This window comes from Hymenobacter saemangeumensis, from assembly GCF_039541835.1.
Taxonomy (GTDB): domain Bacteria; phylum Bacteroidota; class Bacteroidia; order Cytophagales; family Hymenobacteraceae; genus Hymenobacter; species Hymenobacter saemangeumensis.
On record NZ_BAABGZ010000018.1, the window covers coordinates 21,898 to 43,915 of the forward strand.

The 22,018-nt window shown below is 60.8% G+C and carries 17 protein-coding genes and 1 other RNA gene; 6 read left to right on the forward strand and 12 right to left on the reverse strand.

Annotation, left to right across the window (positions count from 1 at the left end; translation table 11 throughout):
- Positions 1-157: 157 nt before the first annotated feature.
- Both ABD919_RS09165 and ABD919_RS09170 read left to right on the forward strand, forming a co-directional pair.
- Complete coding sequence (locus tag ABD919_RS09165) at positions 158-913, forward strand: DUF4142 domain-containing protein (protein WP_345235697.1); 756 nt, start codon at positions 158-160, stop codon at positions 911-913.
- Between the two features lie 193 nt (positions 914-1,106).
- Positions 1,107-1,463, forward strand: a complete 357-nt coding sequence (locus ABD919_RS09170; protein ID WP_345235698.1) for a hypothetical protein — start codon at positions 1,107-1,109, stop codon at positions 1,461-1,463.
- Between the two features lie 104 nt (positions 1,464-1,567).
- Here the strand turns inward: ABD919_RS09170 and ABD919_RS09175 are convergent, their stop codons facing one another.
- The 4 genes from ABD919_RS09175 to ABD919_RS09190 form a co-directional block, all read right to left on the reverse strand.
- Positions 1,568-2,410: a ferritin-like domain-containing protein gene (locus ABD919_RS09175; RefSeq protein ID WP_345235699.1), complete on the reverse strand. Its 843-nt coding sequence runs from the start codon at positions 2,408-2,410 to the stop codon at positions 1,568-1,570.
- A 136-nt stretch (positions 2,411-2,546) separates the two neighbouring features.
- On the reverse strand, positions 2,547-4,451 hold the full coding sequence (locus ABD919_RS09180; RefSeq protein ID WP_345235700.1) for an LTA synthase family protein: 1,905 nt from the start codon (positions 4,449-4,451) through the stop codon (positions 2,547-2,549).
- 117 nt (positions 4,452-4,568) lie between these two features.
- Positions 4,569-5,696 (reverse strand): alanine dehydrogenase, encoded by a 1,128-nt coding sequence (gene ald / locus ABD919_RS09185; protein WP_345235701.1) that lies wholly within the window; start codon positions 5,694-5,696, stop codon positions 4,569-4,571.
- Between the two features lie 279 nt (positions 5,697-5,975).
- Positions 5,976-6,746 (reverse strand): DUF1573 domain-containing protein, encoded by a 771-nt coding sequence (locus ABD919_RS09190; RefSeq protein WP_345235702.1) that lies wholly within the window; start codon positions 6,744-6,746, stop codon positions 5,976-5,978.
- A gap of 217 nt (positions 6,747-6,963) precedes the next feature.
- Here ABD919_RS09190 and ABD919_RS09195 point away from each other — a divergent pair, with 217 nt between their 5' ends.
- Positions 6,964-9,384, forward strand: coding sequence for an alpha-ketoacid dehydrogenase subunit alpha/beta (locus ABD919_RS09195; RefSeq protein ID WP_345235703.1), 2,421 nt, complete (start codon positions 6,964-6,966; stop codon positions 9,382-9,384).
- Between the two features lie 118 nt (positions 9,385-9,502).
- Here the strand turns inward: ABD919_RS09195 and ABD919_RS09200 are convergent, their stop codons facing one another.
- On the reverse strand, positions 9,503-10,063 hold the full coding sequence (locus ABD919_RS09200) for a hypothetical protein (protein WP_345235704.1): 561 nt from the start codon (positions 10,061-10,063) through the stop codon (positions 9,503-9,505).
- Between the two features lie 123 nt (positions 10,064-10,186).
- On the opposite strand from ABD919_RS09200, the gene ABD919_RS09205 reads away from it, so the two are divergent.
- Both ABD919_RS09205 and ABD919_RS09210 read left to right on the forward strand, forming a co-directional pair.
- Complete coding sequence (locus tag ABD919_RS09205; protein WP_345235705.1) at positions 10,187-11,188, forward strand: acyl transferase; 1,002 nt, start codon at positions 10,187-10,189, stop codon at positions 11,186-11,188.
- A 97-nt stretch (positions 11,189-11,285) separates the two neighbouring features.
- The gene (locus ABD919_RS09210; protein ID WP_345235706.1) at positions 11,286-11,891 is read left to right on the forward strand and encodes a hypothetical protein; all 606 of its coding nucleotides are present in this window, start codon (positions 11,286-11,288) and stop codon (positions 11,889-11,891) included.
- Between the two features lie 192 nt (positions 11,892-12,083).
- Here ABD919_RS09210 and ABD919_RS09215 read toward each other — a convergent pair whose 3' ends face one another.
- On the reverse strand, positions 12,084-12,212 hold the full coding sequence (locus ABD919_RS09215) for an AAA-type ATPase lid domain-containing protein (protein WP_345235707.1): 129 nt from the start codon (positions 12,210-12,212) through the stop codon (positions 12,084-12,086).
- 254 nt (positions 12,213-12,466) lie between these two features.
- Here ABD919_RS09215 and ABD919_RS09220 point away from each other — a divergent pair, with 254 nt between their 5' ends.
- Positions 12,467-13,165, forward strand: a complete 699-nt coding sequence (locus ABD919_RS09220) for a hypothetical protein (RefSeq protein ID WP_345235708.1) — start codon at positions 12,467-12,469, stop codon at positions 13,163-13,165.
- A gap of 91 nt (positions 13,166-13,256) precedes the next feature.
- Here the strand turns inward: ABD919_RS09220 and ABD919_RS09225 are convergent, their stop codons facing one another.
- The 6 genes from ABD919_RS09225 to ABD919_RS09250 all read right to left on the reverse strand — a co-directional run bounded on the left by ABD919_RS09225 (position 13,257) and on the right by ABD919_RS09250 (position 21,879).
- Complete coding sequence (locus ABD919_RS09225) at positions 13,257-14,420, reverse strand: sigma-54-dependent transcriptional regulator (RefSeq protein WP_345235709.1); 1,164 nt, start codon at positions 14,418-14,420, stop codon at positions 13,257-13,259.
- 143 nt (positions 14,421-14,563) lie between these two features.
- An RNA gene (gene rnpB, locus ABD919_RS09230) (RNase P RNA component class A) lies at positions 14,564-15,044 on the reverse strand.
- Positions 15,045-15,088: 44 nt separating this feature from the next.
- Complete coding sequence (locus ABD919_RS09235; protein WP_345235710.1) at positions 15,089-15,373, reverse strand: DUF4242 domain-containing protein; 285 nt, start codon at positions 15,371-15,373, stop codon at positions 15,089-15,091.
- A 90-nt stretch (positions 15,374-15,463) separates the two neighbouring features.
- Complete coding sequence (locus ABD919_RS09240) at positions 15,464-17,329, reverse strand: M1 family metallopeptidase (protein WP_345235711.1); 1,866 nt, start codon at positions 17,327-17,329, stop codon at positions 15,464-15,466.
- Between the two features lie 555 nt (positions 17,330-17,884).
- A complete protein-coding gene (locus ABD919_RS09245; protein ID WP_345235712.1) occupies positions 17,885-20,998 on the reverse strand; it encodes a beta strand repeat-containing protein in 3,114 nt (1,037 codons plus the stop codon).
- A complete protein-coding gene (locus ABD919_RS09250) occupies positions 20,995-21,879 on the reverse strand; it encodes a glycine-rich protein (protein WP_345235713.1) in 885 nt (294 codons plus the stop codon). The genes ABD919_RS09245 and ABD919_RS09250 overlap by 4 nt, the downstream gene beginning before the upstream one ends.
- Positions 21,880-22,018 lie beyond the last annotated feature (139 nt).

The following is a 22,018-nucleotide window of genomic DNA, read 5'->3' on the forward strand; positions in this document are numbered from 1 at the left end:
GAAGCGGCTGGCAACGAAATGCAGGAAGAAAAAGCTAGCTCAGCAGTTAGCCCCGGAAATGGTTTAATCGGCTTTGCCAGGGCATTCGCACGATTTACCCGAATTGCTTACCGTCGTATAAAGGGCCTCGTTCTAACCCTAATAACCCTTGAAAACAATGAAAGCTATTCCCCATTTCCTGGTAGCAAGCGCCCTGATTTTCGGTAGCGCCTGCAGCAGCACCTCTGACACCACCACCGGCACCGGCACTACCTCCGGCAGCGAGACGGCCAGCAGTACCGGCATGGATGCCACCAGCGGAAACAGCACCAGCCCCAACACCCCCGGTACCGGCGTGGTGGGCACCAGCACCGAAACCGCCGGCCGCACCGGCTACGACCAGCAGCCGGGCACCGGCCCGGCGCCCGGCGCCAGCAACATGTCGGCCGATGCCGGCACAGGCATGTCGGCCGACATGACGGCCTTTATGGGCACGTTTGCCAGCATGCAGGACCCGGTATTCCTGATGAACGCAGCCAGCAGCAACATGCTGGAGATTCAAGCCGGCCAGCTGGCTTCCCAGAAAGCCAATAATGCCGATGTCAAGAAATTCGGCCAGATGATGGTGAGCCACCACACCAAGGCCACCCAGGAGCTGAAAACCGTGGCCGCCCCCCTGGGCGTTACCCTGCCCACCGCCATGATGCCCGTGCACCAGGCCATGGCCGACCGCCTCATGAACAAGTCGGGCAAAGACTTCGACGAGGCCTACATGGACATGATGGAAACTGCCCACAAAATGGACATCGCCATGTTTGAGGTGAAAAGCAAGCAGGCCGAAAAGCCGGCCGTGCAGGCCTTCGCCACGAAAACCCTGCCCATGCTCCGCTCGCACCACACCATGGCCGACGAGCTGGAGAAAAAGGTTGACTAAGTAACCCCGCGTCTACCTTGCCATTGCCCCGGTCTGCGCTTGCGCGGGCCGGGGCTTTTTTGGGCAGGGAGAGCGAAGCTTTTACGACGGTGCTTTTTGCTCTTGTAATACCTTGGCGCATCGCACCAAGGTCCCTTTAGTAACTTAGATGCCTGGTGTATAATCCCGGCTCACGCACACTTTCTTTATCGTAATGAATACCTCCTCAACTCTCATCCTGACTACTGGCCTGGCCCTGCTGACGTTTGCCAGCACGAGCTGCAAAAAGTGCAAAGACGAAAACCCCCGGGTGCGCATCGCCAACAACGGTAGCCAGCGGGCCAGCGTGCAGGTGCAGACTTCAGGTGGCAACACCGTCAACCTCAACAACGTCGACCCCGGTGTTACCTCCGACTACGCCAGCTATGCGCCCGGCAACGCCACCTTTACCCTCAAGGTGAGCGGCGTTGACTACGCCAAAACCCTGGATGTGCGCACCTGCCACGAATACACCATTGCCATCGACCGCGCCAACGTCATTACCGTGAGCGACACCGACCGCAACGATTAAGCCAGCACCTTTCCGGTACTGGTAAAACAAAAACTTGCCCCACCGGCACTGGCTCCTGAGAGCCAGACGCCGGTGGGGCAAGTTTCTTTATGGCTTAGCCGCCCTTAGCGACGGGCCTGCAGCTGCTGCAGCCGCTTGTAGGTTTGCTGCGACTGCGTGTACTGGCGCTGCACTTCCATGCGCAGGGCCCCGGTCAGGCTGGGGTCTTGCAGGGCTTCTTCGTAGGCCTTGATGGCCCACTCTTCGCCGTACACGTTGGAGCCCAGAATGGCGTCTTCGTCGTAGCCGGTTACGGCGGCTTTGGTTTCCATCCAGGCGCGGTAGAGCTTACCTTTCAGGGTGGTGCCGGTTTCGCGGCTGCCGTCCTGCTCGCGCAGGAAAGTGTTGAGGCGGTTGGCAAACTGCTGGCTCTGGCTTACCAGCTGCTTGTAGTAGCCTTGCAGCTCGGGCTCCTTGCTTTCGCTGGCCGCGCGCTGGTAGCCTTCTACCCGGTCGTTCACGAAGAGCAGCAGCTCGTGCAGGGTATCCGTCTGGCTGCCTTTGCTACGGGCGCTGCCGCCCTTGCCAGGACGGCTGAGCAGGTACCAGCTGCCGGCGGCCAGCAGGGCACCGCCCACTACTTTCTGGGTGGTGGAGAGCTGGCGCCAGCGGCCCGAGGTCTGGGTAGCCAGACGCTTCAGGGGCTCGGGCACCTGGGTGAAGGCCGTCTGCAGGCTGCTGTCCTGCAGCCAGCTCGTTACCTGGGAGAAAAGCTGGCCGGCCCCGCCGGTAAAGCCTTCACCCGAGGTGCTACCACCCGAAGTGGCAGTGTCGTCGGCGCCACCGGAAGTAGGGAGGGCCGCGTTGTTGGTAGCCTCGGCCGACGGGTTGGTCGGGTCGGAAGCCTGGGAAAGGGCGTTGGCGGCAGCAGAATCGGTGCTGACGCGGGGGCTGTTGGGATGACTCATGGTGTTTGGAAAGGATAAAGTGATGACCCTGCTGCTCCTACAGCAGGCCACTTTCTCTTTCGCGTAAGGCCGCCTAAAGGTTGCGGCGGCCGGCAATAAAAGCAACAGCTGGACAATAGCTTAGCTGAGCTATTTCCTACTTGTACAGCCTGTTATCCACCAGGCCATTCACGTAGAACTGCACCAGGGCCCGCAGCTCATTTCCATATTTATTTACCAGCGCCGGGTCGGGGCTGGTCAGGGGCTTGCTCGGAATGAAATGAGTCTGGTAGGGGTAGAGCAGCACGCTATTGTCGGCTTTCAGCTCCGTCACAAAGTCGCTGTGCACCAGAAAGTACGACGTGCCATTGCTAAACACCGCCCGCCCGGTGCGGGTGGAGTCGAATACCGACGAGCCAAAGGGCAGCTGCTGCTGTGGTGCCTGCACGCCCAGCAGGTGCAGCACCGTGGCGGGAATGTCGACGTGCTGGGTGATGCGCCGCGGGTTGGCCGCCGGCAGCGGGGCACCGGGCCGGAAAATCAGCAGCGGCGTTTTCTGGAAGCCCAGCGGGTTCTGGTAGCCGGGCTGGTCCGACTGCGAAGTGTGGTCGGCCGTGAGCACGAATACCGTGTTGCGGTACCAGGGCTGCCGGCTGGCAATCCGGAAAAAGCGGCGCAGGGCCAGGTCGGTGTAGGCAATGGTGGGGTGAATAGGCTGGGTGCCGCCCGGCAGCTTGCCCCGGTAGGGGCCCGGCACCGTGAACGGGTCGTGGGCGCTCAGGGTAAACAGGGTAGCAAAAAACGGCTGTGGCGTGGCCGTCAGCTGCCGGCTGAAATACTGCAGGTAGGGTTCGTCGAAAATGCCCCAGTGCCCGTCGTAGTCCGGGCTTTTGTCGGCCTGCGGGTATTCATTCAGGCCGTAGTAGCGCTGCATGCCCGCCAGGCCCGCAAACATGTCGAAGCCCATGGTGCCATTTGTGGCCCCGTGGTACAGGGCCGTGGTGTAGCCGCGCCCGGCCAGGATGCTGCCCAGCCCGTGCAGCTCATTGGTTTGAAACGGGGAAGTTATAAATGGCGACTCGAGCAGGGAGGGCAGCCCGGCCAGCACCGCGGGCAGCGCCTCAATGGAGCGCCGGCCGTTGGCGTAGTTGTCGCGAAACAGCAGCCCCCCATTCGCCGCCAGCGAGTCGAAAAACGGCGTGTAGCCCTTGCCGTCGTTTTCTGCACCGATGTATTCCGAGGCAAAGCTTTCCAGCAGCAGCAGCACCACGTTTTGCGGTGGGCCGCCAGAGGCGGGCAGGGCAGGAGCAGCCCCGGGTACCTGCAGCGCCTGCCGCAGCGCGGCTTCGTTTGCAAAGTAAGATTTCCGGGCCACGGGTGGCTCGTCCAGGGTTTTGAGAAAGGTGAAGGTGCTGTTCAGCGCCAGATGGCCCAGAATGGCCGGCTGCTGCTCGAAGGCTACGCCAGGCCGCAGGGGCTTGAGCTGCAGCCCGCCCCGGATGCCCAGCACCACCAGCCCGGCCACTACGGCCAGCTCCCCCACAAACTGCCAGGCCGGGCGGCGCGGAGCCCGCCGCTGCGAGGGCCGCCGGGCGGGCATGGGGAAGAGCAGCCAGAGCAGCCCGACCAGCAGGGCCACGGGCAGCAGCAGGTACCAGTAATGCAGGGCCAGCTGCCCGGCCTGCCGCAATATGTCGCCCCCGATGGTGCCCAGCTCGTTGCTGGTACGCCGCCCGATAAACTTAAAGTACTGCCAGTCCACCACGTTCACCAGAATGCCCGGCGCATTCAGCAGCACATACAGCAGGCGGGTGTACTGCTGGCCCCTGCCTGCACTCACCGGCACCAGCAAGGTCAGCAGCACCACCGGCAGGTTCAGCCAGAGCAGGGCCGCAATATCAAAGCGGAAGCCGTGCCAGAAAGCCAGCAGCACCGGTTCCGCCCCCAGCCCGCCGAAGGTGGTCAGGTTGAAGCAGTAAAAGCCCAGCCGCAGCAGCAGGTATAGGCCCAGCAGGAGTGCAAAGCGCCGCAGCAGCAGCCGTAAGTTGGCCGAGGGAAACATGGGACTTAATTAAAAATTATGAATTAAAAATTAAAAATTCACCTGCAGGGTTAATTAAAAAGCCCTTCCGTCAGGGCGACGGAAAGGCTTTTTAATTTTTAACTTTTAATTTTTAATTTAAACCGTAGCCGGCTCCAGCACGGTCTGCACGTCTACCAGGGGCAGGCCGAAGGCGTCGGCTACGCCTTTGTACACCACTTCGCCGTGCACCACGTTCAGGCCGAGGCGCAGGGCCTCGTCGCGGCGGCAGGCTTCCTGCCAGCCCAGGTTGGCCAGCTTCACGGCGTAGGGCAGCGTGGCGTTGGTCAGGGCCAGGGTGCTGGTGTAGGGCACCGCGCCGGGCATGTTGGCCACGCAGTAGTGCACCACGTCGTCGATAATGAAGGTGGGGTTTTCGTGGGTGGTGGGGCGGCAGGTTTCGATGCAGCCGCCCTGGTCCACGGCCACGTCCACCACCACGGTGCCGGGCTTCATCAGCTTCAGCATGTCGCGGGTGATGAGGTGGGGCGCCTTGGCGCCGGGAATCAGCACCGCACCCACAATGAGGTCGGAGGTTTTGATGGCTTCGCGGATGTTGTACTCGTTGGAGTACTGCGTCACCACGTTCTTGGGCATGATGTCGTCGAGCTCGCGCAGGCGGTTCAGGCTGATGTCCATGATGGTCACCTGGGCGCCGAGGCCAGCCGCTACTTTAGCGGCCTGGGTGCCCACAATGCCGCCGCCGAGCACCAGTACCTGGGCAGGCTTTACGCCGGGGACGCCGCCAAGCAGGATGCCGCGGCCTTTTAGGGGCTTCTCCAGGTACTTGGCGCCTTCCTGCGGGGCCATGCGGCCGGCCACTTCGCTCATGGGAATGAGCAGGGGCAGGGCACGGTTGGGCAGCTCCACGGTTTCGTAAGCCAGGCACACGGCCTTGCGCTCAATCATGGCGTGGGTGAGCTCCTCGCCGCTGGCAAAGTGGAAATAAGTGAACAGCAGCTGGTTTTCCTTGATGAGCGGGTACTCCTCGGCGATGGGCTCCTTCACCTTTACAATCATCTCGGCCTGGGCATACACCTCGGCAATGCTGGGCAGCAGCAGGGCGCCGGCTTCTTCGTACTCGGCGTCGGCAAAGCCGCTGCCTTCACCGGCGGTAGCCTGCACGTATACCGTATGGCCGTGCTTGCGGAACTCGGCCACGCCGGCCGGCGTGAGGCCCACGCGGTTTTCGTTGTTTTTAATTTCCTTGGGAACGCCGATAATCATGGGTGAAGGCTGGGGAAGAGGATGAGAAGTTGGAGTTGGGAATTGTGGCGCAAAGATAGCAGGAACTCACGGCTAGGTAACCTTGCCGGGTAGGTCGGGCCCCAGTTCTTCAGTCCCGGCGCCGGTTCCCGCAGAATGCGCAGAAGATTGCGCGGAGGACGCAGATTGTTCTGTCAGCCGGACGCAACAAAAAAGGCCTCACCACTGGTGAGGCCTTATCGGGAAGAAGCGAGAACTGAATCCGTTCTTATCCGTCAAATCCGTTACAATCTGCGGTCCTTATTTAAACGGCACCGCCGGGCTGCTTTCCTTCATAATGCTGGTGCCCACCAGGTCCTTCACGATGTTGGCCTTCAGCGTCAGCTTGGTGTCACCGTTCAGGTCGTTGGAGCTGATGGTCACGGCATCGCTCACCTGCCCCAGCTGGCGCTGGCTGTACACCAGCTCAATCACGGCACTCTGGCCGGGCGCAATGGGCGAGGGCGTGTTCTTGTAGCCTACGCAGTAGCAGCCCGAGGTGAGGGTGCCCAGCACCAGCTCGGTCTTGCCCGTGTTGCGCACCGTGAAGCGGGCCGAAGGCTGCTGGCCGGCTTCCATCTTGCCGAAGTCGTGAACCGTGCGGTCCAGCACCAGCTTGGGCGACTTGGCCAGCTCCGCGGCCGTGAGGGTGGGCTTGATTTCGTCCTTGGTCAGCACCGTGCCTTTGATGGTGAGCACCGAGCTGGGCGTAGCCGCGTTGCTGGTCACGGTCACCGTCTTGTTGAACACGCCGGGGCGGCCGGCGCTGCTGTACATGGCTTTGATGATGCCGGTTTTGCCGGGTGCCACGGGCGTCTTGGTCCAGTCGGGCGTGGTGCAGCCGCAGCTGGCCTGCACGTTGGCAATGACAATGGGCTGGTTGCCGGTGTTTTTGAACTTGAACTCGTGCGTAGCCATGGTGCCTTCGGGCACGTTGCCGAAGTCGTGCAGCTCTTTCTCAAATTGCATCACGCCCTGGGCACGGGCAGTGATGGCGAAGGCCAGCAGGCAAAACGTGAGGAAGTGTTTCATTGAGGTAGCGCCAGGCCCTGCCTGGCTGAAATTAGTGGAAGGAGCAATAAGCAAATAGCGACCGTAAAACCGACCCGCAGCGCCCTGCCATCGGCAGCGGGCGGCTACGCAAATATACGTCCAATTCCAGCGGGCCACCCACGCCGGCCCAATTCCGTATTTTTGCACGCCGGTACCCATGCCGGCCCGTACTTCCGCCATTCCCACCCTCGCATTTATGTCCATTGCCGATACCGCCGCCCCGGCTCTTGCCACGCCGCTCACCAAAGACGACCTGCTGAACGACTACCGTTTAGCCTGGGAAAGCCGCCATGCCTCGCTGGCCGGCCGCAAAGAAGTATTCATGGGCAAAGCCAAGTTCGGCATCTTCGGCGACGGCAAGGAAGTGCCCCAGCTGGCCATGGCCCGCGCCTTCCAGAACGGCGACTTCCGCGCCGGCTACTACCGCGACCAGACCTTCATGGTGGCCATCGGCCAGCTTACCTGGCAGCAGTACTTCGCCCAGCTCTACGCCAACCCCGACGTGGAAGCCGAGCCCGCCACCGGTGGCCGTGCCATGAACGGCCACTTCGCCACCCGCCTGCTCGACGACGACGGCAACTTCCTTCCCCAGACCAACACCAAGAACTCCTCGGCCGACATCTCGCCCACGGCCGGGCAGATGCCGCGCCTGCTGGGCATGGCCTACGCCTCCAAGCTCTACCGCCAGAACCCCGCCCTGCAGCCGTTCACCGAGTTTTCGGTGAACGGCAACGAAGTGGCCTTCGGTACCATCGGCAACGCCAGCACCTCCGAGGGCATGTTCTTCGAAGCCCTGAATGCCGCCGGCGTGCTGCAGGTGCCCATGCTGATGAGCGTGTGGGACGACCATTACGGCATCAGCGTGCCGGCCGAGTACCAGACCACCAAGCAAAGCATCTCCGAAATCCTCATGGGCCTGCAGCGCGAAGGCGAAGGCCAGCCCGGCTTTGAGATTTTCGTGGTGAAGGGCTGGGACTATGCCGGCCTGGTCGACACCTACCAGAAAGCCGCCGCCGTGTGCCGTGCCCAGCACGTGCCCGTGCTCATTCACGTCACGGAGCTCACCCAGCCCCAGGGCCACAGCACCAGCGGCTCGCACGAGCGCTACAAGAGCAAAGACCGCCTGAGCTGGGAGGAAGCCCACGACTGCCTGCACAAGCTGCGCGAGTGGCTGCTCAGCGAGGGCCACGCCAGCGAAGGCGAGCTCGACGCCATTGAGAAAGACGCCGCCGCCGCCATCAAGACGGCCCGCACCGCCGCCTGGTCGGCTTTCTTCGACCCCATCAAGGCCGAGCGCGACGAGGCCGTGGCTCTGCTCGACAAGCTGCTCTTCGATACCGGCACCGAAAACAAGCTGCACGAGCTGGTCGACCAGCTCAAGTCCAACCCCACGCCCATCCGGGCCGACATCGTGCGCACCATGCGCCGCGTGCTGCGCCACGTGCGCACCGAGAAGCGCAGCGCCGGCCGCCGCGCCGTGCAGCGCCACCTCGAGCAGCTACTGGCCGAAAATGCCGACCGCTACAACTCCTTCCTCTACAGCCAGAGCGAGCAGGCCATCGGCAACATCGAGGAGGTGAAGCCCCGCTACGCCGCCGATGCCCCGGTGGTAGACGCCCGTGAAGTGCTGCAGGCCTGCTTCGATGCCAACTTCCAGCGCGACCCCAGCATCTTCGCCATCGGCGAGGACGTGGGCAAGATTGGCGACGTAAACCAGGCCTTTGCCGGCCTGCAGGATAAGTTCGGCGAGCTGCGCGTCACCGACACCGGCATCCGGGAGTGCACCATTGTGGGGCAGGGGATAGGCGCTGCGCTGCGGGGCCTGCGCCCCATCACCGAGATTCAGTACCTCGACTACCTGCTCTACGCCGTGCAGATTCTGAGCGACGACCTGGCCTGCCTGCAGTACCGCACCAAGGGCGGGCAGAAGGCCCCACTCATCGTGCGCACCCGTGGGCACCGGCTGGAAGGCATCTGGCACTCGGGCTCGCCCATGGGCATGATTCTGCACAGCCTGCGCGGCATGCACGTGTGCGTGCCCCGCGACATGACCCAGGCCGCCGGCTTCTACAACACCCTGCTGCGCTCCGACGAGCCGGCCCTGGTGATTGAGTGCCTCAACGGCTACCGCCTCAAGGAGCGCATTCCGGCCAACGTGGGCGAGTTTACCCTGCCCCTGGGCCAGCCCGAAATCCTGCTCGAAGGCAGCGACATCACCGTGGTTACCTACGGCTCTATGTGCCGCATTGTGCTGGACGCCGCCCGGCAGCTGGCCGAAGTGGGCATCTCGGTGGAGGTAATTGATGTGCAGACCCTGCTGCCCTTCGATACCCAGCACGTGATTGCCGACAGCCTGCGCAAAACCAGTCGCGTCGTGTTTGCCGACGAGGACGTGCCCGGGGGCGCTACGGCTTTCATGCTGCAGCAGGTGCTCGACGAGCAGGAAGCCTACCGCTTCCTCGACTCCCAGCCCCGCTGCCTGGCTGCCCAGCCCCACCGCCCCGCCTACAGCTCCGACGGCGACTACTTCAGCAAGCCCAACGCCGAAGACGTGTTCGACACCGTGTATGAGCTGATGAGCGAAGTAAACCCGGAGCGCTTCCCGGATATTTATTAAAACAGGGCATCTACGGCTCAGACGTAAACTAAACAAGAACGTCATGCTGGGCGAAGGCTCAGCATGACGTTCTTGTTTTTCGCTTCGCTCAATTAGTGCTAAGCTCTAATGGATATTCCTAATTGGGGCCCAGCACCACACTGCTGGTTGTAATTTTGTTGCTCTCGTGCAGGGCCCGGTCCATGATGCTGATTTCAAAGCGCAGCTCATCGTTGGGAAGGAGCTGCACGCCGTCGGGTTCAAGCACCAGGGTGTATTCCAGCACCCCTTTCAGCGGAGCAGGACGCTCCAGCGGGTAGGGCGGGGGGAAGTAGGCATCATATGGGTCGCCGGGGTTGAAGCGTTCAAATACCCCGGTAGTCCGGTTCTTGCGGAAGATGCTGATAAAGTAATTGTTCTTGTACCGGTTGTACGGGCCGTTGGGGTCCTGATAGTAAGGGGCATTTTTCAGGTCGTTGGGAGTCAGGCCCAGGTCGCCGTCGCCGTCCTGAAAGTTGAGCGCAAACACCAGGCTGTCTTTGTCGAGCCGGGGCCGGGGCAGGTCGATATAAAACTTGCGCAGCTCCTTGAAGGTAATTTCGGGCGTGGTCGAGAAATCAGGCGGGCTCAGGCAGCTGCTCAGGCCGGCGGCCCCCAGCGCCATGATGGCGGCTACACACAGCGTACGAAACAGGTTCATAGTTGCAAGAGGTAAAATGTGGAGTGCTAAACGCAAAAACCGCACCCAAAGTACGTTGTTCACAACGAATGCAGCCGGCCAATGGTTCGGCCGGCACCATCATGGCCGGCCTGATATTTCCTTATGAGTTTCCGTTCCCAATTTATCGCTGCGCTACCCGGACTAACGCCCCAGGCTTTCCCCGAAGCTGCTCTGCGTTTATTCCGACACCAGGCCGTGCACTGCCCGCCCTACGCTGCCTATCTGCAGTACCTGGGCCGCCACCCCGCCAGCATCACCCAGCTCACGGACATCCCCTTTCTGCCCATTGAGTTTTTTAAAACCCACAAGGTGCGTACCGGTCCCGAAGAGTGGGCGCCAGAAGAGGTATTCCTAAGCAGCGGCACCACATTGCAGCAGCGCAGCCGCCACCTGCTGCGCGAGCCACAGCTCTACCGCCAGAACGCCGCCCGCATCTTCGAGCACTACTACGGCCCGCTGAGCAACTGGATTTTTCTGGCGCTTTTGCCCTCCTACCTGGAGCAGGGCGCCTCCTCCCTGGTGGCCATGGTTGATTTCTTTGTGAAGCAGTCCGGCCAAACGCAGCCAGCGTTTTTCCTGCACGACCACGCCGCCCTGCGCCAGGCCCTGGCCGACGCCCGGCAGGTGCCCGGCCGCCGCGTGATGCTCCTGGGCGTGAGCTACGCCCTGCTCGACTTCGCCGCCGAGTGTGGCCCCGCGCCCGAGCTGCAAGGCCTCACTGTGCTCGAAACCGGCGGCATGAAAGGCCGGCGCCGCGAGATGATACGCGAAGAGCTGCACCAGGAACTGCAGCAGGCTTTCGGCCCCGCCGGCATCCACTCCGAGTACGGCATGACGGAGCTGCTCAGCCAGGCCTATTCCCTGGGTGACGGCCGCTTTCATTGCGTGCCGCCCTTGCGAGTGCTCCTGCGCGACCCCGCTGACCCGTTTTCGGTGAGTGAGAATAGGGGAGACGGGGCTATTAATGTCATCGACCTAGCCAATGTGGATTCCTGCGCCTTTATTGAAACCAAGGACCTGGCCCGCCTGCACCCGGATGGCTCGTTTGAGGTGCTGGGAAGGATGGATAACTCGGATATCAGAGGGTGTAATCAGATGGTGTAAGCGAGGGGTTGCATTATACTTGTAGTAGGAGCCTAACCAATAGAGGCAGCCATCCTATTAGTATGTGTCTTTACAGTAATTGATGTTAGCAACTAGAATGAAGACTTTGATAATCCTGACAACTCTTTCACTCTCACTCTCAACCTTGCTCAATGGGCAAGGAATTAATAAGGCGTATGTGGACAAGTGGGTTAAAACTGCTGACAATTCGTTTGCTATCGACTCGGTTAAGAGGTACTATATTAATGAGCATTGTCTGACTTCCTTTGACACTTTGGATTTAAGTTCGAAGCTGAAAGAAATATTGCCGAATGAAATTGTGAGAGTGAGTTTTTCTGAAATGAATATGTGTGGTTATGAACCGGGCAGGGGATTTGTATCGATAATTTCGATTCACCAACAACCTCAAGAAAAAATTAATGAACAGATGGAATATGTAAAAGAATTATTTGTTGGCAATGACAATTTTCTTGTTAAATATTTGCTTAATAGTGCTAAGTTGCCTACGCTTTATATTGACCGAGTTGTAGTTCCTCGCTCCCGGATTAATTCAGTATTGAACGAGCTAGACCCAAATAATCTATTGCTAGTGGACTTTTGTCCGTTTCCAATTTCCACTAATTTGTATCCATTTCCTATGTCTAATAAACTGCCTAGACAGAATGAACGAAATGGAGTTGTGCAAATTTGGAAAAAAAAATAAGTAAGTGAAGAGCATGAATTTATCTTATTAATAAGTGAATTCATTATAACTTTAAGAGGTGCTCCTTTACTCTAGAGAAAACATTATTTATCTGGCTTGTGCAACGCACAAAAAAAACTTAATCTAGAAAAGCTCCAATACCTGCATGGTGTTGGGGCTTTTCAGTCTACCCTTATCGATAATGACAACAGGCTACTTCCCCGCAAAAGCCTTGGCGTCCTCAATCGAAATCGTGTCGTCGGTCATAATCTCAAGGCGCTCTACCACTTTGCGCAACTCGCGGATGTTGCCGCACCAGTCCAGGGCCTGCAGGTACTGCATGGGCTCGCCTTTATCGAAACGAAGGACCTAGCCTGCATGCATCCGGATGGCTTGTTTGAGGTGCTGGGAAGGATGGATAACTCGGATAGCAGAGGGTGTAATCAGCTGGTGTGACAAGCAGGAGCGGGGAGGCAATAGCTTCTACAGCGTCCTCTCCATATATTGCAAAGTGTTATCGAGCCCACCGTAGGCTGCAAACCAATGGTTACAGCCAGAAGGCAGCAGTATTCACAAAATAACAATCACTACAGACAATGAAATCAATTAACTCTTTGGTTTTTATCACCGGACTTGTTTTATGTGGCTGCAACCAGACAAATGCCACGATAGAAAATAAGACGGAACATTTAAAAGTATCAACTGAATCAAAAGGAGCTGCAGATTCAAAAGATAAAAGAGAAATTCAGGCCTTGATACGGAAAGCTATTAATTGGGCTAACTCAAAAAATACCATTAATTTATTGCCTGCTGTTCAGGATAAGAAAGGCAGGACGTATACGGGCTTTGACCTTGCCGAACACAAGCAAAACCTGCAAAAACTAGAGGCATCCAATTTGTTTGCAGCAGAGTTTATTAACAACTACAACCAAATCATTCTGAAGCTTAACCAGCAGCTGAAAAAAGGGAGCTACGGGCCGTGGTTAGTCGGCGACATGCCGAGCTTCACTTTTGCAAGTGACGTTGACCCCTGGACTCTGTGTCAGGATGTTCCTTACGACAAGCCAAATCCTTACGACTTCATCGAAACAGAGGTAGTGAGCTTGACTAGCAGCAAAGGGGAGTTGGATTGGAAATGGGGTGGCCTCGGACCTGAACATGACCCGGTACCTGGTTATGACCCCGGTTGGAAAAAGTTTAAATACCGGTTTAGGACAGTTAAAGAAAATAACCAATGGAAAATTGCTTACCTGGAAGGGTTTGACCTTAAGGCAAGCACTGCGAAATCCTTTTAATTCTGGTAGTAGGCGATAACACCTAAAAAGGCAGCGCCAGAATCAATCGATTCTGGCGCTGCCTTTTTAAGTGCCGTTAAAATTCTGGTTTTTACTTCCCCGCAAACGCCTTGGCGTCCTCAACCGAAATCGTGTCGTCGCTCATAATCACGAGCCGCTCCACCACGTTGCGCAGCTCGCGGATGTTGCCGCGCCAGTCCAGGGCCTGCAGGTACTGCACGGCCTCGTCGCTGATTTTCTTGGGCTTGTTGCCGTAGTCGGCGGCGATGTCGCCCAGGAACTTCTGCACCAGCTCGGGTATGTCTTCGCGGCGGTCGTTGAGGGCCGGCACCTGAATCAGGATTACCGACAGGCGGTGGTAAAGGTCTTCGCGGAAGTTGCGCTCGGCAATTTCCTGCAGCAGGTTTTTGTTGGTGGCGGCCAGCACGCGCACATTTACCGAGATTTCCTTTTCGCCGCCCACGCGGGTGATTTTGTTTTCCTGCAGGGCCCGCAGCACTTTGGCCTGGGCCGAGAGGCTCATGTCGCCGATTTCGTCCAGAAAGAGTGTGCCGCCGTCGGCCTGCTCAAACTTGCCGATGCGCTGCTTCACGGCCGAGGTGAACGAGCCTTTTTCGTGGCCGAACAGCTCGCTTTCAATCAGCTCGGAGGGAATGGCGGCGCAGTTTACTTCCACCATGGGGCCCTGGTTGCGGCCGCTGAGCTCGTGCAGCTGCCGGGCTACCATCTCCTTGCCAGCGCCGTTGGGGCCGGTGATGAGCACGCGGGCATCGGTGGGGGCCACTTTCTCAATGGCCTTGCGCACGGCGCCCAGCGCAGCCGAAGAGCCCACCATCTCCGAGCCTTTCGTGACGGATAGCTTCTTTTTGAGCGTCTTGGTTTCGCTCACCAGCTTGGTGCGGTCCAGCGCGTTGCGCACCGTCACCAGCAGACGGTTGAGGTCGGGGGGCTTGGGCAGGAAGTCGTAGGCGCCTTTCTTAGTGGCTTCCACCGCCGTATCAATGCTGCCGTGGGCCGACACCATGATGAAGGCCGCGTCGGTACCTAGCTTCTGGGCGCGGTCCAGCACCTCCAGGCCATCCATCTTGGGCATCTTGATATCGCAGAGCACCACGTCGTACTTCTGCTGAATCAGCAGGTCCAGCCCGGCCGGGCCGTCCTCGGCCTGGTCGACGGTGTAGCTTTCAAACTCCAGAATTTCCTTCAGCGTGTTGCGGATGGCTTTTTCGTCGTCGATGATAAGAATGCGGGGCATACGTCAGTTAACAGTTAACAATGAACAGTTAGCAGTGAACAAGTAGGAGTGGAGCATTCAGCATTTAACTGATAACTGAACACTGTTAACTGTTCACTAACCAAGAGCGGCTGCCCCTGCCGAAGCAGAAGCAGCCGCCGAAATTAGGTGATGAATCTGTAAGCCGGGTTCTGTCCGCGCCCTTGCGGGCACGTTCCCACCATTTGTCTAGGCCAGTCGTTGCCGAAAGGCTCCATCAACCTACCCGCTGGCGCCGGACGAGCCGCCCGGTGCCGGCCCCCGAAGGAGCCGGCCTACCAGCTTATTTGGTCTTTCAACCCCTGAGGTTTACCCAGCCGGGACGGTCACCCGCCCGCTGGTGCGCTCTTACCGCACCTTTTCACCCTTACCGTTTTGCAATGAGCAATGAGCAGTTAACAATGAGCAATTTCGTTGAAACGACATTGTTCATTGCTGATTATTCATTGTTCATTGCCTTCCGGCGGTACTTTTCTGTGGCACTGGCTGTCCTGGTTAGCATTATACTCGCCAGTCCTTCCCGTTAGGAAGCAGGGTGCTCTGTGTTGCCCGGACTTTCCTCGTGGCCGCTCTTGCGATTGGCCCCGCGGTGGGACGACCCATCACTTGCGGGCAAAGGTACGGCGTAAAAACCGAGACGGTGACTTGGCTTAAGCCGTTTCCATCTCAGCCGTAGCCGGGCTGATGATAGTGGACACCCGGGAAACCGAGTTGGCCGGGAAGCCCCCACGCTGCGCGTGCTCGCGTACCATGTCGTCGTTGGGGGCGTTGTAAACACAGTAGATTTTATCGCCCGTCACATAGCTGTGGACCCATTGGATATCGGGCCCCATCTCATTTAAAACTCCGCAAGAGTGTTGCGAAATGCCTTTCAACTGTTCGGCCGACAGGTTGCCGGCTCCCGGAATTTCCCGTTCAATTACATACTGTGGCATTGGTGTGTGGGTTAAGTTACTACCATACTTCAATGTAGGCATTTTATCCCTCATTTCAAAGTTGACTACCCTCCCGCGCTCTGCCTGGCTTTACTTCCCCTGCCACACATTATCCGCCGGGAAGCTGTCGGGCACCAGGGTGCTGCCCAGGGTCACCTGCTTTATCGATTTACCCGAGGCCAGCGGCACGGTAACCGAAGTGGCACCGCTTTCCCACACAGCGATGCTGCGGTGCAGCGTTTCGCTGCTGTTGTCGGCGTAGGTGATGGTCAGGTCCACGGGCACGGGCTTGCTGCCTTTGGCCAGCACCACGATGTCGTAGCCGCCTTTCATCTTGCTCACGCTCCCGATGGCCAGGTCGGGGTAGCCGCCCTCGTAAAACCAGCGCTGCCAGAACCAGTTGAGGTTGCGGCCGGCGCCGGCGTTCATGGAGTAGAAAAAGTCGGTGGGCTGGGGGTGCTTGCCGTTCCATCTGCGGATGTAGGTATGCAGGGCCTGGGTGAACAGCTCGTCGCCGAGCAGGTCTTTCACGAAGAGGTAGCCCAGGCCCGGCTTGGGGTAGGAGTTGAGAAACATGGTGGTGCCGCTCTGCTGGGTGGTGAGCGTGACAATGGGCAAATCCAGCTCCGTACCCGCGTTCTGGGCATAGGGGCGCACACCGTAGTCGTCTTTTATTTTCGGGTCGATAATAGACGAGATAATCCACTCCCCAATGGTGGCCCAGCCTTCGTCCATCCAGCCGTACTTGGTTTCGTTGATGCCCATGTAGAAGGGGAACATGGTGTGGAATACTTCGTGGTCGGTGAGGGTGATGGCGTCCTCGCGGCTATGGGTGGGGTTGTCGTTCACCATCATGGGGTACTCCATCTGGTCGAGCCCGTCGAACACTGTTTCGTGGGCGTAGGGGAAGGGCCACTTGGGAAACGTGTAGCTCATGGCCTCCACGGTTTTGCGGGCGAAGTGAATCACCTCCTCGTAGTCTTTGTGCTTGGGGTTGTACACGGCATCGACGCGGGTGCGGCGCTGCGTGGCCGGGTCCACCACCAGGCTGCTCGACTGCCACACGTAGTGGTCGGTGGTGGCAAACACGAAGTCCGTCACATTCTTTGCCTCGAAGCGCCAGGTATTGGTGGTGTTGGGCGCCGTGATGCTGCCGGCTTTCAGGTCGTCGGGAGTGATGATGAAGGCCACCGCGTCTTTCTGCTCGGCCTCGCGCAGGCGCTGGGCATATTTTTTCGTGAGCACCTCCTCCGCATTCAGCAGGTCGCCGGTGGCCCACACCACAAAGTCTTTGGGCACCGTAATGGCCGCTTTAAAGTTGCAGAAATCGTTGTAAAACTCCTGGGAGCCCAGGTAGGGGTGCTTGTTCCAGCCATCGATGTCGTCGTACACGGCGATGCGTGGGAAGAAGTATGCTATAAAGTGGGCGTTGGGCTCCACCTCGCCGGTGCGCTGGTGCGAGCCTTTGTTGAGGGTGTAGGAGTACTGCACCTCCACGCGAACCTGCTGCCCTTTGCCCAGCTTTTTATACAGCCGAACGGACAGGTTGGTGCCCTCGGCCTGGAGCTTGCTGGAGCCCACCTGCTTGCCATTGAAGGTCATCTGCTCAATCTTGACGCCATCGCCAATATCCTCGGACTTAAACGTAGTAGCCCGGGGCACCCCCTTTTTGTACAGGTTGGGGTAGAGCTTAAACCACAGGTGAGTCAGGGAGTCCGGGCTGTTGTTCTGGTAGAGAATGCGCACCGTGCCGGCCACCAGGCGGGTTTTGGGGTCGAAGCTTACTGTCAGGTCGTAGTCGGCCGTGTTTTGCCAGTAGCTGGGGCCGGGCTGCCCGGTTTCGGAGCGGGTGCCTTTGGCAAAGGCGGCCTGAATGTCGCGGGGTACGGGCAGGGCGGGCTGGGCCAGGGCGGCGCCGCTCAGCAGGAGCAGAACGGCGAAAAAGGAAAAGCGCATAAGCAGGAGCAAGCAGGGAAAGTAACAAAAGTAGCGCTTGCCGAGGGCTGCCCGTTACTAAGCGGGCGGGCAGGTCCTCACTGCAAAGCCCTGACCTGGGGACAACGCGGAAGCTGCCGCCCAGGGCCTCGCCATGCTTGCGCAGGTTGTTCAGGGCGCGGCCCTAGGTGCAAGGCTGGTGACCCCGTCGCGCATACTGGGGCAGCGCTGGCCGGCCTCGTTACCGAACCGGATGGAGACGCAGCTGGCGCCTTTGGCGTGCTATACGGCGTTGGACAGCGTTTGCTTATAAATGAGCTGTTGATACTGACATACTTGTGGGCGTGGCGAAAGTGCTGCCATGTAGGTGGTTATGGCAAAGTTGACAGCGAGGCCAGCCAGCATGGGGGGATGGCCCGATGATGCGGGGCCCCGGCATTGGGCCTCCGTAGGCGAGGACGGAAAGGAGGCCCAAAGGCTGGCATGGGAGGACAGCCCAACGCAAACGCCCCCGGCCAGAGTGACCGGGGGCGTTGGGCGGTAAGCAAGTAAACACGCGGGTGCTACGGCCCGTTATCAGGGCGCGTAGGCAATGAAGGAGAAGTAGTAGTTGTCGCTAAGTGCCCCGCCGGTGTTGGCGGTATACACCGTGATGGTGCCAGGTGCATTTACGCTGAACGAGATAAAGCCATTGGCCATACCGCCGCCCCCATAGAGGCTAACATATGTCCCATACATGGTGCTGCCACTCAGGCCACTGCTGGCTGGAAAAACGATGTTGTAGGTGCCCACCCCCAGGCGGGACACGGTGAAGTTGCCCGAGCCGTTGTATACGGCGGTGTTGCCATACCCGGATAGTCCATAGGCTACGGCCAGCATGTTGTTGGTGCCGGTGGCTTGCGTCAGAATTTTGCCGGCTGTACCGGTGGAGCCTATGCGCACATTGCCCGTCACGTCGAGCTTCTGGCTTGGCGCGCTGTTGCCAATGCCCACGTTGCCGGTGCTGCTCACGGCCAGGCCACTGGTGCCGCCGTTGCCCACGAGTTGGTTGGTGCCCAGGTTCAGGTTTTGCGTGGCGGTGTGGTTACCCAGGTTGTCGCCGGGCACGTTCACGAAGTTGCTGCCATCGAGGGCTGGCATCGGATAAGCCGGCGCGGGCGTAATAACGATGGAGCCGTTGCCGGCATTGGCCCCGGCCGAGAGGGTAGTGGCCGAACTGCCGGTAGGGGTGACCCAGGAGGAGCCGCCGCCGCCGCCCAGCAGGTGGGGCGACCCGCCGCCGCCGTAGTAGCCGCCGCCCCCGCCGCCTGCGGCATTCTGGGTGCCTGTCTGGCTGGTTACTGGTGAATCGCCGCCCTGGCCCAGGCTGCCGCCGCTGCTGCCGCCCGTGCTTTGCGTGGCACCCGTGCCGGGGGTAGCGCCCGCAATGGAGCCGCCATTGCTGCCGTTGGGGGCCCCGCCGGCCCCGCCGCTGCTGCCGCCATAGGTGCCGGCCCCGCCGCCCCCGGCTGCCACCACCAGCCGGTTGGTGAGGGCCGTGCCGCCGCGGCGAATGTCGCTGGCGCCGCCGCCCCCGCCGCCGCGGTTGCCGCTGGAATAGGAGCCATTGCCGCCACCATTGTAGCCGCCGCCGCCCGCGGCAAAGGGGGCTGGAGTACCGGCCCCACCCACGTAGATGTTGAGCACTTCGCCCGGCGTGACGGCCAGCGTGGTCTGCGCCCGTGCCCCTGCGCCGCCATTCACGCCGCCCCCCTGGGCGCCATTAGCCTGCACGCTGAGGCTGGTCACGCCCGTTGGCACGGTGTAGGTCTGCACGGCGCCGGTGAAGTTGAAGGTCGCCACGGGGCCCTGGTAGGGCTGCTCGGTAGTAGTTAGCCCTTCGGTCCAGCTCGTGCCGTTCCACACGTTGAGCTTGCTGGTGCTGGTGTTATAGACGGTCAGGCCCGCGGCCGTGGCCGCCGGGTTGATGGCATCGCGCTGGGTCTGGCTCATGCGCGGGGGCAGCAGGCCCTTGCTGGTCGAATTGACTTCCAGCAAGGCCGAACTATTAGGCGTGCTGGTGCCAATACCGACGCTGTTGCTGAGTGTGGTCGGAACAATAGCATTGTTGGCTTCCTTCCAGGGTACATTTATAAAGTTGCTGCCATCCAGAACGGGAGCCGCGTAGGCCAGGCCCGGGGTGATAGTGAGCGAGCCATTGCCGACGTTGGCCCCGGCCGTCATGGAAATGGCAGAACTGCCGTTGGGCGTCACCCAGGAGGAGCCGCCGCCGCCGCCCACCAGGTGGGGCGACCCGCCGCCGCCGTAGTAGCCGCCGCCGCCCCCACCGGAGGAGTTCTCAGTGCCGGTTTGGCTAGTGATGGGGGAGTCACCGCCCAGCCCCAGGGTACCACCGGCGTTGCCCCCAGCGGTTTGAGTAGCGCCCGTTCCGGGAGTGCTACCAAAAGAAGAGCCGCCATTGGCCCCGTTGGGTGCCCCACCGGCCCCGCCGGCCCCGGTAGCACCGCCACTGCCGTAGGTACCGCCGCCGCCGCCGCCGGCAGCTACCACCACCCGGTTGGTGAAGGCCGTGCCGCCGCGGCGGATATCGGTGGCGCCGCCGCCCCCGCCGCCGCGGTTGCCGCCGGAATAGGAGCCATTGCCGCCGCCGTTGTAGCCACCGCCGCCCGCGGCAAAGGGGGCCGGGCTGCCGGCTCCGCCCACGTAGAGCGACAGCGTCTCGCCCGGCGTCACCGTCAACGTAGCCTGGACTAGTGCGCCCGAGCCGCCGTAGTAGCCACCGCCGTTGCTGCCACCCTGCGCGCCCCTGGCGGCCACACTCAGCTGGGTCACGCCGGCGGGCACGGTGTAGGTCTGTACTCCGCCGGTGAAGTTGAAGGTCACTGTGGGGCCCTGGTAGGGCTGTTCGGTGGTGCTGATGGGTTCGGTCCAGCTGGTGCCGTTCCACACGTTGAGCTTGCCGGTGCTGGTGTTGTAGACGGTCAGGCCGGCGGCCGTGGCCGCCGGGTTGATGACGTCGCGCTGGGTCTGGCTCATGCGCGGCGGCAGCAGGCCTTTGGTGGTGCTGCTCACTTCCAGCACGGCCGAAGCATTGGGCGTACCGGTGCCGATGCCAACGCTGCCTGTGCCCGAGAACGTGAGGGCGTTGCCTCCCAAGGGCACGTCGGTGGCCGCTGTCAGGGCCGGTCCACCGAGCCTGACGGTAGTAGTCCCGTTGCTCACGCTGCTGCTCAGGCCGGGGCCGGCGGTGGTGGTGGTGGCTGGCAGTACAACTGTGTTGCCCCCGGTGATGCTCAGGTTTTGCCCGCTAAGGCTCAGCGATTGAGCGGCCGGGGTGCCAGCGGCGGAGATTTGGACACTGCCGTCGGGAAATTTAAAGCCCCCCGTGCTGCTGAACACCTGCCCGGCCACTTCCAGCTTCTGCGTGGGGGTGCTGGTGCCGATGCCCACGCTGCCGGTGCTGCTGACGGCCAGGCCACTGGTGCCGCCGTTGCCCACGAGTTGGTTGGTGCCCAGGTTCAGGTTTTGCGTGGCGGTGTGGTTACCCAGGTTGTCGCCGGGCACGTTCACGAAGTTGACCCCGCTCAGGGCCGGGGCGGCATATACCACCCCTGGCGTGAGGGTAAGGGAGCCATTGCCGCTGGCATAGCCGGCCATCATGGTGGTGTTGCTGCTGCCGGTAGGCGTCACCCAGCTTGAGCCCCCACCCCGCCGCCGGCCGTGGCCGCGCCGCCGCCGTAGTAGCCGCCGCCCCCGCCGCCATTCCCCGAGTTATACCCAGTGGAAGTACCCCCCTGACCGAAGGTGCCGCCCGTATTGCCGCCCCCGGTTTGGGTAGCGCCGCCGCCGCCGCCACTGCCCGAGCCGTTGCCGCCATTCGGCGCGCCGCCCGCGCCGCCGAACGAGAAGTCGTAATACTGCACGCCGCCGCCGCCGCCGGCCACCACTACGCGGTCAGTGAGAGCCGTGCCGCCGATGCGGATGTCGGTAGCCCCACCGCCCGAGCCCGCTGGCCCCCCCGTGCCGCCGCCGCCGTTGTAGCCGCCCGCCGAGGCGCTGCTGCCGCTGCCGCTGCCCTGGCCGCCTACGTAAACGCTTAGTACCTGCCCGGGCGTAACGGCCAACGTGGTTTGTACCCGTGCGCCCCGGCCGGGCGGGGCCGCTATGAAGCTTGGCCGCCCGCCTTCGGCGCCCAAGGCGTCTACTGCCAGGCGGGTCACGCCGGCGGGCACGTTGTAGGTCTGCGGCCCGCCCGTGTAGGTGAAGGTAACGGTGGGGCTGGTTAACGGCTGCTCGGTGGTGCTGATGGGTTCGGTCCAGCTGGTGCCGTTCCACACGTTGAGCTTGCCGGTGCTGGTGTTGTAGACGGTCAGGCCGGCGGCCGTGGCCGCCGGGTTGATGGCGTCGCGCTGGGTCTGGCTCATGCGCGGCGGCAGCAGACCCTTGGTGGTCGAATTGACTTCCAGCAAGGCCGAGCTATTGGGTGTGCTGGTGCCGATGCCAACGCCGGGCGTGGTCTGGGCCTTTACAGTGGCGAGGGAGGCCCCGGCCAGCCCCACAAGGAGCAGCAAGCGGCGGAAGGCAGGGGAGAAGTGGGGCCTAGTGTTCGGAAAAAAAACTGGTGTTTTAGAATATTTTTATGGTTTTACAAAGGACGTCCTGACGCCAACACGGCGATATGGCATGAAGATGCTAGGGCCGGACGCTGGG

Excerpts from the sequence above, each read along its gene's own strand:
- ABD919_RS09165 (WP_345235697.1), top strand. The coding sequence starts at position 158 with ATGAAAGCTATTCCCCATTTCCTGGTAGCAAGCGCCCTGATTTTCGGT.
- ABD919_RS09170 (WP_345235698.1), top strand. The coding sequence starts at position 1,107 with ATGAATACCTCCTCAACTCTCATCCTGACTACTGGCCTGGCCCTGCTG.
- ABD919_RS09175 (WP_345235699.1), bottom strand. The coding sequence starts at position 2,410 with ATGAGTCATCCCAACAGCCCCCGCGTCAGCACCGATTCTGCTGCCGCC.
- ABD919_RS09180 (WP_345235700.1), bottom strand. The coding sequence starts at position 4,451 with ATGTTTCCCTCGGCCAACTTACGGCTGCTGCTGCGGCGCTTTGCACTC.
- ald (WP_345235701.1), bottom strand. The coding sequence starts at position 5,696 with ATGATTATCGGCGTTCCCAAGGAAATTAAAAACAACGAAAACCGCGTG.
- ABD919_RS09190 (WP_345235702.1), bottom strand. The coding sequence starts at position 6,746 with ATGAAACACTTCCTCACGTTTTGCCTGCTGGCCTTCGCCATCACTGCC.
- ABD919_RS09195 (WP_345235703.1), top strand. The coding sequence starts at position 6,964 with ATGTCCATTGCCGATACCGCCGCCCCGGCTCTTGCCACGCCGCTCACC.
- ABD919_RS09200 (WP_345235704.1), bottom strand. The coding sequence starts at position 10,063 with ATGAACCTGTTTCGTACGCTGTGTGTAGCCGCCATCATGGCGCTGGGG.
- ABD919_RS09205 (WP_345235705.1), top strand. The coding sequence starts at position 10,187 with ATGAGTTTCCGTTCCCAATTTATCGCTGCGCTACCCGGACTAACGCCC.
- ABD919_RS09210 (WP_345235706.1), top strand. The coding sequence starts at position 11,286 with ATGAAGACTTTGATAATCCTGACAACTCTTTCACTCTCACTCTCAACC.
- ABD919_RS09215 (WP_345235707.1), bottom strand. The coding sequence starts at position 12,212 with ATGCAGTACCTGCAGGCCCTGGACTGGTGCGGCAACATCCGCGAGTTG.
- ABD919_RS09220 (WP_345235708.1), top strand. The coding sequence starts at position 12,467 with ATGAAATCAATTAACTCTTTGGTTTTTATCACCGGACTTGTTTTATGT.
- ABD919_RS09225 (WP_345235709.1), bottom strand. The coding sequence starts at position 14,420 with ATGCCCCGCATTCTTATCATCGACGACGAAAAAGCCATCCGCAACACG.
- ABD919_RS09235 (WP_345235710.1), bottom strand. The coding sequence starts at position 15,373 with ATGCCACAGTATGTAATTGAACGGGAAATTCCGGGAGCCGGCAACCTG.
- ABD919_RS09240 (WP_345235711.1), bottom strand. The coding sequence starts at position 17,329 with ATGCGCTTTTCCTTTTTCGCCGTTCTGCTCCTGCTGAGCGGCGCCGCC.